We start from the raw sequence: 16,532 nt of genomic DNA, 5'->3' as shown, positions 1-16,532 counted from the left end.
AAACTGGACCGTTTATAATGAGAGTTTTCCGCGCTATTTTCCTGGCTGGGAGAAGGAGTGGAAGGCATGAAAGCATCGAAGTTTTCGGACGCTCAGAAGGTGTTTATTCTCAAGCAGGGAGATGACGGCGTTCCGGTAGCGGAAATCTGTCGCAAGAGCGGGATCAGCCAGGCAACTTATTTCAACTGGAAGAAAAAGTATGCAGGTCTGCTGCCTGATGAGATACGGCGGCTGCGCGCCTTGGAAGAGGAAAATACGCGGCTGAAGAGGATTGTTGCAGACCTCACGCTTGATCGGGAGATGTTGCAGGATGTGATCCGCCGAAAACTTTAAGGCCTGCGCGGAAACGTGATCTGGTGGCGGGAATGCTTGTTGATTGGGGAATATCGATCCGACGGGCTTGTGCAGCACTAAGCTTCGAAAGATCGACTATCAATTACAAGTCCCGCCGCACCGTGCAGGCCGCTGTTGAGAAGCGGATCAAAGAGATTTGTGAAACCCGTGTGCGATAGGGTTACCGTCGCGTACACGTCCTGCTTCGTCGCGAAGGCTGGACCATCAACATGAAGAAAACACGTCGAATATACAATGAGTTAGGACTTCAGCTCAGGAATAAACATCCGAAACGTCGTGTCAAGGCCAAGCTGCGTGAGGATCGTCAACAAGCGATCGGGCCGAATGATGTTTGGGCGATGGACTTTGTGCATGATCAGCTGGCAACAGGAAAGAAACTCCGGATTCTGACTATTGTCGATACGCATTCACGCTACTCGCCGGCAACCGATCCGCGCTTCAGTTATCGTGGTGAGGATGTCGTTCAGACACTTGAGAAAGTGTGTCGTCGTGCTGGCTATCCGAAGACAATAAGGGTTGATAATGGAAGTGAGTTTGTTTCGCGTGACCTCGATCTGTGGGCCTATGCCAACAAGGTCACACTGGACTTCTCCCGACCCGGAAAGCCGAGGGATAACGGGTTCATCGAAGCCTTCAACAGTAAGCTTCGCGCCGAGTGCCTGAACGCACACTGGTTCTTAACGCTTGAAGATGCGCGCGAAAAGTTGGAGAATTGGCGTCGACACTATAATGAGGATCGTCCTCACTCGGCAATCGGATATAACGTGCCGATTGCCTTGCATAATCCCGATGGCGTCATCAGCCCGCCATTGGCATAAGAGCCGGAAAATTCTAATTCCCGGCGGTCCAATCTTGGGGCTCAGTGCAGCGTCACGATTAACTGGCAGAGCCATGATAGGTGAAGCGTGCAATCGCATCCGTATGACCACTCGATCGAGATTGAGACGCGTTACCGTCCGCGATCGCACTATTAGAGCAGAAATCCTATGTGACTGTGATTTGAAGCTTCGTGTGTCTGGCAGGATACGAACCAGCAAAGCGTAAGAACATCATTTCGTGAATATCACCTCGCTAGCTTTTCCGCAGTGAATTATGAACAACATCATTCGATCATCAATCGGTTACTCTAACGAGCGCTTTGGTTTGCGTGGGACCACCCCTTATCGTCGCCTATCGCTGATTGCTCGAGTATTATAAGAAATTAAATCGAACTAAATGGATTTCACGCGAATAATTGACCATGGTATATAAATTATAATATATTTAATTTCTTTTCACGCAAATAATTTGTATTAAACTACAATATAATTAAATCTTTTTATTTACTAGTATGGCAAACTAGATAATAATAATTCGCTATGCTTGTATAGTCACAACTTTTGCAGATATTTTTCGGATGCTGCGGAACAAAATCTTTTCCGAGTAGTTTAAGATTTCGCGCTATCGCCTGCATTCGCGGTGATGGCTTTAGGTTTGGCGTTGAATTGATCGCGGAGAGAAATCGCATGAACTCCATAATATACTTGGTCGGACTTGTTGTAATTGTCCTGTTTATTCTATCATTTCTGGGGTTACGCTAATGTCCGGACAGCAGCTCGTATCGGAAACTGCAGATCGTGGTTACGTCGACTGGCCCGCGATCCTGGCGGGAGTGACGATCTCCTCAGGCGTGATGATTGTATTGACAGCATTCGCTGGCGGTCTGGGGCTTGGATCAATCTCACTTGATGACGGCGAATTCAGTCTGGTTTGGCTGATTGTTACTGCATTGTTTGTCGTTATATCTGCCGTAGCTTCTAATATGTTGGGCGGTTATATATCCGGCCGCTTGCGTCGCCCCGTCGAGGCATCAACCAAAGATGAAAGAACCATCCGTGATGGCCTGAATGGCCTGGTTGTCTGGGGTATTGGTGTACTGATTTCGGGTATACTCGCATTTGGAGCCGTTTCCAATGGCGCAAAGGTAGTGGGTAGTGCTGCGCAAACTGCGGTGGAAGCGACTGGATCAGCTGTGGGCGGCGCAGCACAAGGCGCCGGACAGTTGGTTGGGGGTATTGTATCGGGAGCCGGCTCGGCCGTGGGTGGTGCCGCACAAGGCGCGGGGCAGGCGGCATCTCCTTCACTTGAAAAGATGCTTCCGAACGGAATTGCTAACAATCCTATAGACTATTTCGTGGATACCCTGACGCGCTCAGAGAGCCGACCTAATGGCGATAATAGCGCTGATTTCAAGCGCCAGGTTACGACTATTCTTTCAAATCTCGTTCGTACTGGGGAAATTTCAGATGCGGATCGGACCTGGATCGTAAATAGGCTCGCAGCGCAAACCGGGATCGAACAATCTGAGGTCCAAACTCGAGTGGATCAAACCATCGAACAGGTCAAAAACATACGTGCAGATGCAGAACAGAAGCTGGCCGAAGCGCAAAAAGCAATAGATGACGCAAAGGCTGAAGCCGAGCGGATTGCCGAAGTTGCGAAAAATAAAGCTGCGGAACTGGCAGAAAATACCCGTGTGGCAGGAATACTGACGGCTTTCCTCTTAGCGGCTTCGGCGCTTGTCGCAGCTGTGGCAGCGTATATCGGAGCAGTACACGGAGGCCGACATCGCGACGAAGGTCGAGTCTGGGGCGGATTAGCCTATCGCCGCTAGCCGCTCGGTAAACCGAAAATTTTCAACCTAAATAACAAAAGGGAAATCGCATATGAACATTCGCTTTGTAGCACGCTTCGTCACTGTAGCGCTTATCATTGGTACTGTCGCAGGCTGCGCGAACACCATCCGTGGGGTTGGGCGGGATGCCGCCAACACAGTGGATGCAACGCAGCACGCTGGCAGAAATGTCCGTCACGCAGCGAACTGACAATTAATGATTTGCGACTAAGGAGAATCCCCAATGGCAAAAGAGCCGGAAGACACCATCACGGACCAGATCAGTGAATTGCGCAGTCAGTTAAGCGGACTTTCCGCTCAGTTGGCCGATCGCCTGGGTTCTGCGACCGACAAGACTGACAACGCGCTGAATACAGCAAGCTCGGTAGTCGAGGACGTCGTATCGGGTGCACGTCAGCACGGTGAACGCGTCTTGCAGGTCGCGCGTGACAATCCGGGGGCAACAACAACGGCTTTTGCTGCTGTCGGCATCGTCGGCATCCTGATCGGACTGCTCATGGGGCGCACCGGATCGTCCGGTCGCCGTTAAAGGCATTTCGGTGCGGGCGNCTGCCCGCACTTTTCTGGCGGCGCCTCATTAATACGGGTTTCAATTTCGTATTGATCAAAAGGAGTTCGTGGTGACGGCTGAATCTCGTACAGAAGATAAACTCGAAGAAGCTCTGCCTTCAAAATCAGCGGCCATCCACGAATTAATACGGCGCGACGGTGAGAAGGAGATGAGTCGCGAAGCTATGGCACTGTTGTGGTCGGCCATTGCCGGCGGCATCACGATGAGCACGTCCATGATGACGAGAGGCATATTAGAAGCCTATCTTCCCGACACGGATGTGGCATTTCTCTTGAGTTCTGCTGGATATACGGTTGGATTTATACTTGTTATTTTTGCCAACCAGCAGCTTTTTACAGAGAACACCATAACTCCGGTACTTCCCTTTATGTCATCGCCTACAGTCAAAAATCTTCTCAAGCTTGTCAGACTGTGGACCATTGTTCTTATTGGAAATCTAATTGGTGGTACTCTTGCCGCTGCTGTTTTTGCTACGCTACCTATATTCCCCGAGCGCGTAGTTGAATCTTTCATTTCTATGGGACACCACTTGATGGCGAACACCCCCATGCAGATGTTCGCCAAAGGCATATTATCTGGCTGGCTAATAGCCACTCTGGTATGGATGCTCCATAGCGCCAAGCAGTTTCAATTTATTTTAATCTTTATTGTAACTTACCTTATAGCTATCGGTGACTTTACTCATATAATTGTGGGAGCAATAGAGGTAATATTTTTGATAATCATCGGTGAAGCATCCGTACTATCTGGCATTTTCCACTTTGGGTTACCAACACTAGTTGGAAACGTAGTGGGGGGCACGTTTATCTTCGGTCTGATCTCCCACGCGCAGGTAAGAGCCGACGAGTGATTAATGGAGCTCGTGGGGCAGTTAACAGAGCTCCCTCCAGATCAACCTCCAGAGCACCACGACAAAAAAGTAGCCTCTAAGAATTTTGACTTGCAATTAGTGCGTTTGATACCCCCGTGGTCGCAAACCAGACGAAAGCACGATTTCGACTGCGGATTGGCCCGGACGCTCTATTGCAGCTGAAAATAGAAAACAGCTCGTAGTGACGGTCAATGATTGGTCCTTTAATGTACCGCTATAGACCGATGAAAGCATATCATCGTGCTCGTCACTCGATATGGTGATTTTTAGCAGTGAACAGTTCATCACATTGTTAGGCGAAGAACAGGAATGGCAGGCGATTTTCCAGAAATTGAATAAGGGAAAGCACTTCACGCATTACGTGGATCTAAGGAATTGATATCGTGTTCTGAACAATTAATATTCTTTGATGATTTTAGAATGGGCGGCCTACGATGGAAAAAGATAAAGACCAAATTGGCTCTGATCGACTTGGTTCGGCTTACGCCAAACATCGCATTTTGTCGTCGGTAACACCTGCTTCGCAACCACAACTCGGCGAAACCGATCTCGATCCACGGGATTGGCTCGCTGCAATTGTTGACGGTTCAGACGACGCCATCGTTAGCAAGGATCTGAATGGCATTATTAGAAGTTGGAATAGAGGTGCCGAGCGCCTATTCGGTTATCATGCCGAGGAAGTCATCGGAAAGCCGGTCACGATCTTGATACCAGAAGATCGGCTTGATGAAGAACCAGCTATTTTAAGCGAAATTCGAAAGGGAAACCGAGTCGATCATTTCGAAACAGTTCGGAAGCGAAGAGATGGTACGCCAATCGATATTTCATTGACGATTTCACCTATTCGAAACACAAACGGCGTTATTATTGGTGCATCAAAAATTGCACGCGACATCAGCGAGCGCTTGGAGGCTCAAAGCCAACAAAAGCTCCATATGAGTGAAATGCGTCATCGCGTGAAAAATTTGTTCGCTCTGGCAAACGGAATCGTCTCATTGAGCGCAAGATCGGCTACGCAGGTTGATGAGTTTCGCGAGGTGGTTCAGGCGAGATTGGCCGCACTTGCCAGGGCGCATGAACTGACGATGCCGACATGGGATGATGCCGATGTTACGATCTCGTCGGTCCCGTTGCAGAACTTGTTACATACTATTCTAGAGCCTTATGGTGAAAACAATTTTCATATCACGGGCCATGATCCTGCCGTCACAGGAAAGTCGCTGACAAATCTCTCGCTGCTTTTGCATGAGCTGACAACGAATGCTGCCAAGCACGGTGCATTAGCGAGTTCTGAACGCGAGCTTTCCATAGATATTCAAGAGTCGTCTGGCACTATTTTCATTTATTGGCTTGAAACAGGTAATGAGTATCATGATGACCAACCCAGCGAGGGGTTCGGTACAAGACTGGAAAGGGCACTGGTGTCGGCCTTGAACGCAGACTTTGATCGATTGTGGGTGGAGAATACCCTCAAAATATCAATTTCACTTCCAAAAGCGCTACCCGAATAGGGTGTGCTTCCATGGCCATCCTTGGCGGACAATCAAGCAAATCAACACGTAAGGCGCAACCGGCTTCAATTTCCATCGGTCCAGATGTGAATGGCTCGTAGTCTGTATCATCGCTTGATTTATGGTTCAGCGATATCGGAAAAGCTCTGCATCAGGAACTGGCTCGCCCGATATGGCGGCTGTGATATTTTGGGCTGCAATCATTGCGAAGGTAATTCCGTTGCCGCCGAAGCCCAGAGCGGTAAAAATGCGCTTGTATCCGGGAACACGGTCGATGATCGGCAGGCCATCCTTGGTGACACCGAATGGAGCTGACCAGACATAGTCGGGCTTATCAATCGTCACTCCGATGAGGTCTTCCAACTTACGAATGATGATTGCCGCTTTATCTGCGAGTTTCTTCGAATCCTCATTGCTATTTTGTGCCTGTTCGTCTTCGCCACCGGCGATAATACGTCCAAACTCATCGGTTCTGAGATAAAGATAGGGATCTGCAGCTTCCCAGACGAGCATATCTCGTAACCAAGGTGGCGCGTTTCGCAAGGGCTTTGAAGCCAACGCCCAGGTCGATGTGATACTGTGCGATTTCGCCTCCATTTGAGGCAGATATTCGTAGCCGGTGCAAAATACTGCATGTTCAGCAACCAGAACTTCGCCTCGACGAGTTGCCAAGGCTACGCCTGAAGGCAACTCTGCCATATCCGTAATCTCGACGGGCGAAACGATCTGGGCATTGCGGGTTAGAACCGTGTGCAACAACCCTGCGGTAAGTTGCGCGGGATTAGCTGATGCAGAAATGTTCGACAAAATTGCTGCGGGGCGGTTCAATCCAAAACGCTCTACGAGGACTTTGTGACTGAGATAACTGGCGCTGATACCAATTTTGTTGCGCGCAGCGGCCTCATTGGCAAGCGCTTTCTCTCCCATCTCATCGCCAGCAAGGTAAAGCGCTGACTTTGCACGCATTTGGCAATTGAGCCCGAGTACGCCGGACAAATCAATCAGGTCGCGGACGGCCTGCGCTGACCGTAACCAGGCAGCATTAGCTTCGTTCTCACCAATTTTCCGGCTTAGTCGGCTCAGGGGGACGTCGATCTCATGTTGGATCATTGCTGTCGACGCTGATGTCGAGCCGCGTGCCGGAGGACGCCGATCAACAATCAGAACGCTTTTTCCCCTGCGCGTCAACGCTTCTGCCGTCAGTGCTCCGGAGATACCTGCTCCGACGACTATTACGTCAAAAGCCCTACGAGGAAGATGGGTTTCTGCTTGAACGGTGGAATTGGGTGTTTTTATCCAGAAGGGAATGCCTGTTCGAAGGTCGTCTTTTCGAGTTGCGGCATCATGATCGGGCATGAATGATCTCCTCCAAATCTATTCTACGATAAATTTGGCAAAGACCCTCTGATATTCAAGGACGTCTGTAATTCTGTTGCGCCCGTAAGTCCGCACATACAGTCGTTATGCCGGACAGATATCAGACTCAATGAGGAACAATCACCCGGATGAAATGTTCGGTTTTCTTAGAGATGAGAAAGGATTGCTCAATGGACGTGCTGCAATTTGATGTCGAAACTACGTGGCCAACCTCAAATGATGCCGTTCTCCTGCCGATGTCAGGAGATCCTACAAAACTCCCAACTGCTGAGCCGGAACAGCAAACGAAACCACCACCGGAATCAATACCCGATAGCGAATCAGCTAGTCCGTATGAGCCCGAGCGATACCTCCTCTTCCGAATCCGGGGCAACCTTCACCGGAACCAAACAGTCCTGGCCAGCCAATGATATGGGCATTTAGAGACGATCAGGATAGAGCTGACATCGGCGAAGCATAGGCGGGGTGCCGCAGCTTTTTAGTGCGATCAGTATTTCGCACCGTGCTGTTTTGCCCTTCTGGTCGCAGCGCGAAGCAATTCTTCTACATTCGTAGTGGTAGATTTATTGCCGTTTTCGTCCTCGATGGCTGCTCGGATGGCTTCGACTTCGCTTTCCGTAAGGTGTTCAATCCCGATAAGCCGTGAGCGCGCACCCTTTACAGATCTAAGTACCTCGTCCAGCTTTGCTTCCACAGCGGTGGAATCGCGATTTTGCGAGTTCTGGATCAGAAACACCATCAGGAAAGTAATGATCGTGGTGGCGGTGTTGATGACCAGTTGCCAGGTATCGGAAAAGCCAAAAAGCGGGCCAGAAACGGCCCAAACGACGATGAAGCCCAAGGCACAGCCGAAGGCATAGGATGTCCCTGCAATTTCAGCGATGGCTTGGGAAAGATGAGTGAAGAACTTTTCCATGATAATTCCTCTACAACTGAAGAACGTACCTTTGTCTGCCGCCCAACGCCGCTCGAGGCTCAGCGTTCAGATAGAACTGACTTGCTCACTCATCGGTTCCGTTTCTAACAATTGTCACTGACAATGCGGGCAATTCGACGAGTAATTCTGGGTTTAGGCAGAACGTCCTCTACGAAGAAGACTAGGACGGTGCCGGAACAATTGTGCTGTGAGATCGTTGGAAATATCAGATTGATAGCAATGACTGCACAATGCAAAGCTTGCCATAGTGCTCGTCTTGATAAGATGTCTACGAACTCAAAAAAGTAAACCGAGCACCGGCTGAACGTCTCCGTGGTCTACAGTTATGTCATCTGTTGAACGATCATCATGGCGATGTTCTCCCAACAGAAGCGGCACTAAAGGCGGTCAGCCGTGGATGCCCTAAAAGCGTTAACGGAAGGAAGAACCATCATGGCTAGCCAACCCGATAAGCACGCTCCTCTCACAGAAGATGAGGATATCAAGTTTCTGGCCGAGAATTCGGACCTGTCGCCTTTGCAGGCGCGCGATTTGATTGATCGCTTTGGTCACCGGGACCGACCGAAACTTCTTGCAGAGGCGAGGAAATTCAAGGCGGAAAGTTAAAGCGGCTGATAGAAATGTCAAAGCAGCATTTCTGACTAAATCGTCGGGAACAACCAGTAGTTCGCGTGAGTTTATCCAATCAGGTTCAATTCGTCACAGGAGCGAGGCAGCTATGGCTCCGCGCGCAAACTGGAAAGGTCTGTTGAAAGTCGATCAGCTTTTGATGCCGGTCGGCCTTTATACGGCTGTATCGACATCAGAGCGGGTTTCTTTTCATCTCATCAATCGCAAGACGGGTAATCGTCTCAGTCGTGAATTTGTCGATAGCGATACGGGTAAACCTGTTCCCCGAGAGGAGCAGATGAAGGGATATGAAGTTTCGTCCGGCAAATATGTCATTTTCAATGATGAAGAAATCCAGTCTGCAATTCCTGAAAGCAATAAGACACTCAATATCACGCATTTCGTCAAATGCAGTGAAATCGACGATGTTTATCTCGATCGACCTTATTATCTGACGCCCACTGATGAGGACGAGGTGTTCTTGCTTCTCCGTGATGGAATGAAAGCTGCAAACGTGGCGGCAGTCGCTGAGGCGGTACTCTTTCGCCGTGCGCGTAAAATTCTCATTCGCGCGGAGGACGAGGGCATGATCGCATCGACGTTGAACTTTGATTACGAAGTTCGACCGATAAAAGAGGCTTTCGGAGATCTGGAAGCATTCAAGTTCGATCAGGAAATGCTCGATCTGGCCAAGCATATTATCGGCACCAAGATGGGTCGCTTCGATCCGTCAAGGTTTGACGACCGCTATGATGCAGCACTAGCCGACTTGATTAAGGCAAAGATTGAAGGAAAACCGCTCAGAAAGCCTGAAGCTCCGAAGGCGGCCGACGTGATTGATTTGAAGGAAGCCCTACGCAAGAGTGCAGCCTTGAGTTCTCAACAAAAGCAACCGGCAAAATCGGGAACAACCAAAGCGAAACCCCGAAAGGCTGGATAATGGGACAGCCGCTCGAAACCTATCATAAGAAACGTGACTTCAGCCTGACGAAGGAGCCGCGCGGCAAAGCCATGCGAAGCAGGGGCAATTTATTTGTGGTGCAAAAACACGATGCGCGTCGGCTGCATTATGATTTCAGGCTGGAAATGGACGGAGTGTTGAAAAGCTGGGCGGTCACACGAGGTCCAAGTCTGGTCCCGGGCGAGAAACGTTTGGCCGTCCATGTGGAAGATCACCCGCTTGAATATGCCGGTTTTGAAGGTACGATCCCGAAGGGGGAGTACGGCGGTGGGACGGTCATTGTCTGGGATAGCGGACAATGGACCTCGGTTGGCGATGCTCACAAAAATTATAAGAAGGGGCATCTCGAATTCGAACTGAGTGGCGATAAATTGAAGGGTCGCTGGCATCTGGTTCGAATGCATAGAAAACCGGGCGAAAAACGAGAAAACTGGCTACTCATAAAGGGCGAGGACGAGTTTTCACGAGAGGCTGACGCCCCCGATATTCTTGAGGAGAAACCGCAATCGGTGAAAACTGGCCGAGTTATCGCCGATGTGGAACATGAAGCGCCGGGCTGGTCGTCCAAAACCGGACCGCTGAGTAAAAGCCGCACAGCGAAGGACGGCAATGCCGTGCTCTTGTCGAGGCTCGCAAAGAAAGCTGCGATGCCGCCATTCATAGAACCTCAATTGGCGACATTGGTATCAGCTGCGCCCGGAGGAAGCCGCTGGATTCACGAAATCAAGTTTGATGGTTATCGCATTCAGGCGCATGTCGCTGATGGTAAAGTCGTGCTCTATTCACGCAGCGGGCTGGATTGGACAAAGAAATTTGGCCGTTCGATAGTCAACGATCTTCTGGCTACGGGGGTCCAGAATGCCATATTTGATGGCGAGATTGTCGTGGAAAATAAGGCGGGGCTGTCGGACTTTTCGGCACTGCAAAGCGATCTGAGTGACGGACGTTCGGACCGGTTCGCCTTTTATATCTTTGATCTGCTTTATCAGGATGGCCGCGATTTGCGGCAAGTGCCGCTCGTCGAACGCAAATCCCTGCTGGCAAAGCTCATTTCCCATACCTCGAGAACACTGCGCTATAGCGAAGCCTTTGATGCCGATGGTGACGCTGTATTGAAGAATGCTTGTGGGCTCGGACTGGAGGGCATCGTCTCGAAATTGAGCGATGCTCCTTCTATTTCCGGGCGCAGCAAGGGCTGGCGCAAATCGAAATGCATAGGACGGCAGGAGTTTGTAATTGCCGGATTTGTGCCTTCAACTTCAACGTCTCGCGCAATTGGTTCTCTGCTGTTGGGCGCTCAGGAGAAGAAAGGACTTGTTCCTGTTGGGCGTGTGGGAACTGGCTTTTCCGTCAAGCTAGCCAAATATCTTTACACGAAGCTCACGTCGATACGTCAGGAACAAAGCCCATTCGCAATAGAGCTGACCGCTGAAGAAAAACGCGGTGCGATATTCGTCAAGCCGCAATTGGTTGCAGAAGTCGAGTTCCGTGCCTGGACTGCGGACAGAAGACTGCGCCATGCATCTTTCCGCGGACTGCGTGACGACAAGACTGCCGAGGAGGTCACATTGGATAAAAGTGCAATGCCATCTCAGCCGTATAGGACATCCCTCGAAGAAGCTGATGTGAAGCTCACTCACCCGGATCGCGTGTACTGGCCGGAGGAGGGCATAACAAAACAGGGGCTGGTGGATTACTACGCCGAAGTCTGGTCACGAATTGAACCATATATTGTCAATCGGCCTTTGGCTCTGCTGCGCTGTCCGACCGGTATCGATGGCCAGCATTTCTTCCAGAAACATGCCTGGAAGGGTCTGAACGTGCATATTGTTGAGGTGGATGCCCCCTCGGAGAAGGATGAAGAGCCTTACATCGCAATCAAGGATTTTGACGGTTTGATCGGTTTGGTTCAGGCTGCCTCGCTAGAAATCCATCCTTGGGGTTCGAGCCTCAGGGACTCGGAATTGCCGGATATGCTAACCATGGACCTTGATCCAGGGGAGGGGGTTGCCTGGGAACGTGTCATTGACGGGGCCTTTGAAACCAAAGAGCGGCTTGAGAAGCACGGCCTGACAACATTTGTAAAAACATCCGGAGGAAAGGGACTGCACGTCGTCGTGCCATTGAAGCCGAAAGCCAATTGGGACAGCCTCAAAACCTTTACCAAGTCGATTGCCGATGAGATGGCGGCAGACAGTCCTGATCGCTATGTTTCGACCATTTCCAAAGCCAAACGCAAAGGCAAAATACTCATTGATTATTTGCGCAATCAACGAGGCATGACGGCTGTTGCACCTTACTCGCCACGTGCTCGCCCTGGAGCAGCCGTTTCCATGCCACTCGCCTGGAATGAACTGAATCCCGCTATCGGTCCAGCACATTTCACGATCATGAATACAGCAACGCGGCTAGCAGCTTCGAAGCTTGATCCTTGGTACGACTTTCGCAAAGCGGCGACGGCTTTACCAAAATAGTGCGAAAAGGTTGTATCCTGAGAAGCTAATGCTGCTTGTTCTCGTTGGTAAGGCTTTTGCGTAAAGCATCCATGATGTTGATGACATTGCCGCCGGTCGCCGGGGCGGTCGCTGCAGATTTGGGTTTTGTCGGCGTTTTAATTTTCTTTTTCTTGGCGGCGATCATTGACTGCAGGTTCTTCTGAACCGGATCCTTCAGCAAGCCCGGCTTCCAGTCCTCCGTTTTGCGCTTGATCAGTGTGCGAACCATGGAGAACAGCTTTTTGTCGGGCTTCTCCGCCTTGATGCCTGCGAAGTAATCGTCGGCTTTTCGAACTTCATCACCGAAATGCAATGTCCATAGCACAATACCTTGTCCGCGTGGCTCCAGAAGAACAGCTCGTTCACGCCGATACATGACTAGCCTTGCCAGACCATAGACGCCGCTCTTGTCCATTGCCTCCCGAATAACCGCAAAGGCTTCCTGCCCGACCTTGTCAGATGGTGAAAGATAATGGGGTTTATCGTACCAAATCCAACCGATGCTATCGCGCTCTAAGAATTTTTCGATATCGATAGTGCGAGTACTTTCGAGAGCCACGGCTTCGAGCTCGTCGTCCTCGAGGAGGACATAGTCTCCTTCGGCCTTCTCGAAACCCTTAATTTCGTCTTCGTCGCGCACGGGCTTATGTGTCACTGAATCGACATAGCGACTGATCACCCGGTTGCCCGTTTTTGCATTGAGTGTGTGGAAGCGCACTTTTTCGCTTTCAATGGTCGCAGGCATTATTTCCACCGCGCAGGTGACGAGCGATAACTTTAAATAACCTTTCCAGAATGCATGGGGCACCGGCTTATCCTCTTTTTAGTGAAGAATAACCAGCTGAAGGCTGGAAGGTTCCGGGTTTAAATGTTGATGCGGGAACCCACCACTCATTTGGGGTGTTATCTCACCGATGAAATCACGACAGAAAAATCGGGGATCACTTTGGCGAAGAAATCAACGGTCCGTTCACGCCTGATTCATACCAGTGACGCCGAACCTGGGCTGAAGCGTATTCGCTGTGGCGAAGGTTTTCGCTATGTCGATAGCCAAAAACGCGCTGTTAGCGCGGCGGATAAAGCGCGCATTGTAGCCCTTTCCATTCCACCCGCCTGGAAGAACATTTGGATATGTCAGAGCGAATATGGGCATATACAGGCAACAGGCCGCGATGCGCGTGACAGAAAGCAATTTATCTATCATCCCGACTGGATGAAACGACGTGGCGACAGCAAGTTTTCGGGCTTGCAATATTTTGGCAGCAATTTGAGCCACCTGCGCGAGAAGATTGATGCAGATATGCGTCGACGCTCTTTCTGCCGAGAAAAAGTTGTCGCGACAATTATCTGGTTGATGGACCGGTTGTTGTTGCGCGTTGGTAATTCCGCTTACGCGCGAGCAAATAAGAGCTTTGGTGTCACGACTTTGTGCAACCGCCATGTGAAAGACGAAGGAGCCAGCCTGCGCCTCGTTTTCACGGGTAAATCAGGTCAAAACTGGAACCTGAAACTGTCCGATCGCCGAATTACACGTATTGTACGCTCCATACAAGAACTGCCCGGACAGCACTTGTTCCAGTATGTCAATGATGAGGGGCGTTATCGCCCTGTTAGCTCTCAGGATATCAATGATTACTTGCAGGATGCCATGAAGAGCGAATTCACATCCAAGCATTTCCGAACTTGGGCTGCAACCGTCGGCGCGCTTGATGCATTTCAATCTAAGGAACTTCCTGATAGCGAAGCCGCGAAGAAACGAGCACTCAATCAGGTGATTGATAAAATTGCACAAGCCCTTGGCAATACGCGTGCAGTATGTCGGAGTGCCTATATTCATCCAAATGTCATCGAACATTGGCTTGAAGGCAAGCTCGCATCCGAAATTGAAGCAGTCGCCTCAGACCGGCTTGTGGCCCCTCGACTGAGCAAAGCCGAACGCAATACGCTGAAATGGTTGATCGTGTATGCCTGAATGCGGAACCATTTTTCTTGCATGAGGTTAGGCATGCACTGACAAGGAAGGACAACACATGAGAACGGCCAAGTTTCTACTCGGCATTTCGGGGTTGGCACTGGGGATCGCTCTGGCAAGGGCCGCGTCACCGCAGGTGCCAAAAGGTGTTATTCCAATCAAGCCATTTGACATCTCGCGCTACTTGGGAAAATGGTTTGAACTGGGACGTATCGAAAACCGGTTTGAACGCGGTCTGACCCGTACCTCCGCGGAATACTCATTGAATGCAAATGGAACGGTACGCGTCGTCAATCGCGGCTTTGACCCATGGAAGCGATGCATAACAAGCGCAACGGGCACTGCGCGATTTGTCGGTGCTACAGATGAGGGTGCGCTGAAGGTATCGTTCTTCGGCCCGTTCTACGGCGGCTACAATATTGTCGATCTGGATGCAGATTATGAATGGGCAATCGTGGTCGGATCAAGTCGCAACTATTTCTGGGTACTGTCTCGGTCTGCAGTTCTAACCACGGAGTTGAAGGCGCGCGCCGTCGCAGTGGCATTGGTTCTCGGAATGAATCCCGACACTATCCATTGGATACCTCAAGAAGGGCCGTTTTGAGAACATCGCCTTATCCCGAATGATGAATTGCCATTTCGCGGCATGATACGGCGCAGCATGCCTTAACACAGGCTCCATTCCCTCTAAATCACGACAACTATCGGCGCAGTCTTCACATATCCGCGCACAGAGCATGCAGAGCGGGTAATGATAGGGACTTTGAAGCATCGTCATCTGCGCTGAAGTTCCACAAATCTCGGCGCAAGCCAGCATGGTTCGGAAGTGCTTTGGTTCGACATGCGGCCCTCCACGTTCGAGGCAATGGTCCGACGCCATCTCTGTACAGGTGCGATAGCATTCGAGACAGGTACTAATGCAATTCATTTGCGTTGTGTCGTGCATTGTCATTTTCTCCCTATCCTATGGTTGCTCCCAACAGCGAAACCACGCTTTTGTTTCAATGGAACAGAACGCAATGATTGCGGTTATGCATCGGATGGTCCCTGAGGAGGGAGCAATGGGCAAACGAAAATGGAAGAAACGAATTCGACGGGCGAAGGCCGGTAAGGAGATCGAGCAGGCCGCTGCACTTCCTTATCGGTTTGAAAATGGCAGCCTTAAGATCATGCTTGTTACATCGCGCGGGACGCGCAGATTTACCCTGCCGAAAGGTTGGCCGATGAAAAAAAGAAGTATGGCCGATGTTGCGCGCATCGAAGCTCAGGAAGAAGCCGGAATTGAAGGAAACGTCGCTCGTTCGACAATCGGCCACTATCTTTATTGGAAACGCTTGAAGAGAGTATTCATCCCAGTAAAGGTTAGGGTTTATCCCTTGCATGTTCAATGTGAGAAGGCACAATGGCCAGAATATGAGCAGCGTCAGCGCAAATGGCTTTCTACAGAGGAAGTGGGTCTGTTGGTTGACGAACCTCAATTGATGAGCCTCATTGCAGCTCTTAACCGGAATGAAAGCAAATAACTTCCTTCATCGGGAACATCGGCCTCCCTTGTCGGTTAGAGGCATCTGTTCAAAGGAGAACGACATGGTGGATACTGTCGACAAGCAGGCGTCGAATAACAATAAAAAGGCATCTCGCGCACTGGATACTGAGTCTGAAAAGCTTAAGCCGCGAAAAGAGGCCTAAACGTTCGAAAAAGGACGACCTAGATAAGGAGCACTGGCTTTACGCACAGCGCGTTGAAGACGAATGAAAACACTTCTTCCCTTGATCATCGGCGTGGTTTTACTTTTGGTCGTTGGCTCTCTTCTGTTTCGAACAGCCGATGACGACGCTGGCACGCAGCCTCCTCCTCATTCTTTACAAACCAATCCTCCCAATTAAAAGTGCCTGCTCCATGCGGGCGCTTAATTACAGAATAGTGGAATAGCCCCCTAATTGCCCGGACAGTTTCTGCCACTTAAATAAGTGATAGGACTACTGTTCACATTATGACTGGTAATAGCATTAAGATGGAAATTCTTTCCGGCCCTGAGCGGCGTCGACGCTGGAGTACAGCGGAGAAGCTTGCGATTGTCCACGAAACCTACGAGGGGGGCGCGACGGTCAGTCTGGTCGCCCGTCGTCATGGCATTGCGCCTAACCAGCTGTTCGCGTGGCGCAAGCTTGCATCGCAGGGTGCCTTGGTTGCCACCGC

15 protein-coding genes and 1 pseudogene are annotated in these 16,532 nt (G+C 50.4%); 13 read left to right on the top strand and 3 right to left on the bottom strand.

The features are described 5' to 3' along the window. Nucleotides 1-66 precede the first annotated feature (66 nt). From ACTJKP_RS24105 to ACTJKP_RS24080, 6 genes and pseudogenes are all read left to right on the top strand, one after another. Nucleotides 67-1,172, top strand: a pseudogene (locus tag ACTJKP_RS24105) (IS3 family transposase). 761 nt (nt 1,173-1,933) lie between these two features. Further along, complete coding sequence (locus ACTJKP_RS24100) at nt 1,934-3,007, top strand: ATP synthase F0 subunit B (RefSeq protein WP_440632475.1); 1,074 nt, start codon at nt 1,934-1,936, stop codon at nt 3,005-3,007. Nucleotides 3,008-3,059: 52 nt separating this feature from the next. Continuing rightward, nucleotides 3,060-3,218, top strand: coding sequence for an entericidin (locus ACTJKP_RS24095; protein ID WP_440632474.1), 159 nt, complete (start codon nt 3,060-3,062; stop codon nt 3,216-3,218). Nucleotides 3,219-3,251: 33 nt separating this feature from the next. Continuing rightward, a complete protein-coding gene (locus ACTJKP_RS24090; RefSeq protein ID WP_440632473.1) occupies nt 3,252-3,557 on the top strand; it encodes a hypothetical protein in 306 nt (101 codons plus the stop codon). Nucleotides 3,558-3,648: 91 nt separating this feature from the next. Then, a complete protein-coding gene (locus tag ACTJKP_RS24085; protein WP_440632472.1) occupies nt 3,649-4,449 on the top strand; it encodes a formate/nitrite transporter family protein in 801 nt (266 codons plus the stop codon). Nucleotides 4,450-4,904: 455 nt separating this feature from the next. Next, on the top strand, nt 4,905-5,981 hold the full coding sequence (locus ACTJKP_RS24080) for a PAS domain S-box protein (protein ID WP_440632471.1): 1,077 nt from the start codon (nt 4,905-4,907) through the stop codon (nt 5,979-5,981). 126 nt (nt 5,982-6,107) lie between these two features. Here ACTJKP_RS24080 and ACTJKP_RS24075 read toward each other — a convergent pair whose 3' ends face one another. Together ACTJKP_RS24075 and ACTJKP_RS24070 are read right to left on the bottom strand one after the other, a co-directional pair. Next, nucleotides 6,108-7,337 (bottom strand): NAD(P)/FAD-dependent oxidoreductase, encoded by a 1,230-nt coding sequence (locus ACTJKP_RS24075; RefSeq protein WP_440632470.1) that lies wholly within the window; start codon nt 7,335-7,337, stop codon nt 6,108-6,110. Nucleotides 7,338-7,845: 508 nt separating this feature from the next. Next, nucleotides 7,846-8,274: a low affinity iron permease family protein gene (locus ACTJKP_RS24070; RefSeq protein ID WP_280992277.1), complete on the bottom strand. Its 429-nt coding sequence runs from the start codon at nt 8,272-8,274 to the stop codon at nt 7,846-7,848. 414 nt (nt 8,275-8,688) lie between these two features. On the opposite strand from ACTJKP_RS24070, the gene ACTJKP_RS24065 reads away from it, so the two are divergent. From ACTJKP_RS24065 to ligD, 3 genes are all read left to right on the top strand, one after another. Further along, on the top strand, nt 8,689-8,901 hold the full coding sequence (locus ACTJKP_RS24065) for a hypothetical protein (protein ID WP_440632469.1): 213 nt from the start codon (nt 8,689-8,691) through the stop codon (nt 8,899-8,901). Between the two features lie 112 nt (nt 8,902-9,013). After that, a complete protein-coding gene (gene ku, locus ACTJKP_RS24060) occupies nt 9,014-9,844 on the top strand; it encodes a non-homologous end joining protein Ku (protein WP_440632468.1) in 831 nt (276 codons plus the stop codon). Next, the gene (ligD, locus tag ACTJKP_RS24055; RefSeq protein WP_440632467.1) at nt 9,844-12,339 is read left to right on the top strand and encodes a DNA ligase D; all 2,496 of its coding nucleotides are present in this window, start codon (nt 9,844-9,846) and stop codon (nt 12,337-12,339) included. Before ku (ACTJKP_RS24060) ends, ligD begins: the two co-directional genes overlap by 1 nt. A gap of 25 nt (nt 12,340-12,364) precedes the next feature. On the opposite strand, the gene ku (ACTJKP_RS24050) is transcribed toward ligD, so the two are convergent. Beyond that, a complete protein-coding gene (gene ku / locus ACTJKP_RS24050; RefSeq protein ID WP_280992273.1) occupies nt 12,365-13,168 on the bottom strand; it encodes a non-homologous end joining protein Ku in 804 nt (267 codons plus the stop codon). Between the two features lie 60 nt (nt 13,169-13,228). Here ku (ACTJKP_RS24050) and ACTJKP_RS24045 point away from each other — a divergent pair, with 60 nt between their 5' ends. The 4 genes from ACTJKP_RS24045 to ACTJKP_RS24030 all read left to right on the top strand — a co-directional run. Beyond that, nucleotides 13,229-14,332 carry a DNA topoisomerase IB gene (locus tag ACTJKP_RS24045; protein WP_440632466.1) on the top strand — a complete coding sequence of 368 codons (1,104 nt, stop codon included), beginning with the start codon at nt 13,229-13,231 and terminating at the stop codon, nt 14,330-14,332. A 58-nt stretch (nt 14,333-14,390) separates the two neighbouring features. Next, the gene (locus ACTJKP_RS24040) at nt 14,391-14,936 is read left to right on the top strand and encodes a lipocalin family protein (RefSeq protein ID WP_440632465.1); all 546 of its coding nucleotides are present in this window, start codon (nt 14,391-14,393) and stop codon (nt 14,934-14,936) included. 457 nt (nt 14,937-15,393) lie between these two features. Beyond that, a complete protein-coding gene (locus ACTJKP_RS24035) occupies nt 15,394-15,855 on the top strand; it encodes an NUDIX hydrolase (protein WP_440632464.1) in 462 nt (153 codons plus the stop codon). A 471-nt stretch (nt 15,856-16,326) separates the two neighbouring features. Next, a partial coding sequence (locus ACTJKP_RS24030; RefSeq protein WP_440631852.1) for a transposase occupies nt 16,327-16,532 on the top strand: 206 nt, incomplete at its 3' end.

Origin of the sequence: Brucella sp. 22210, from assembly GCF_052045675.1 — a bacterium.
Taxonomy (GTDB): domain Bacteria; phylum Pseudomonadota; class Alphaproteobacteria; order Rhizobiales; family Rhizobiaceae; genus Brucella.
The sequence above is the reverse complement of the archived record's forward strand: the minus strand, read 5'-3'. Positions and strand labels throughout refer to the sequence as shown.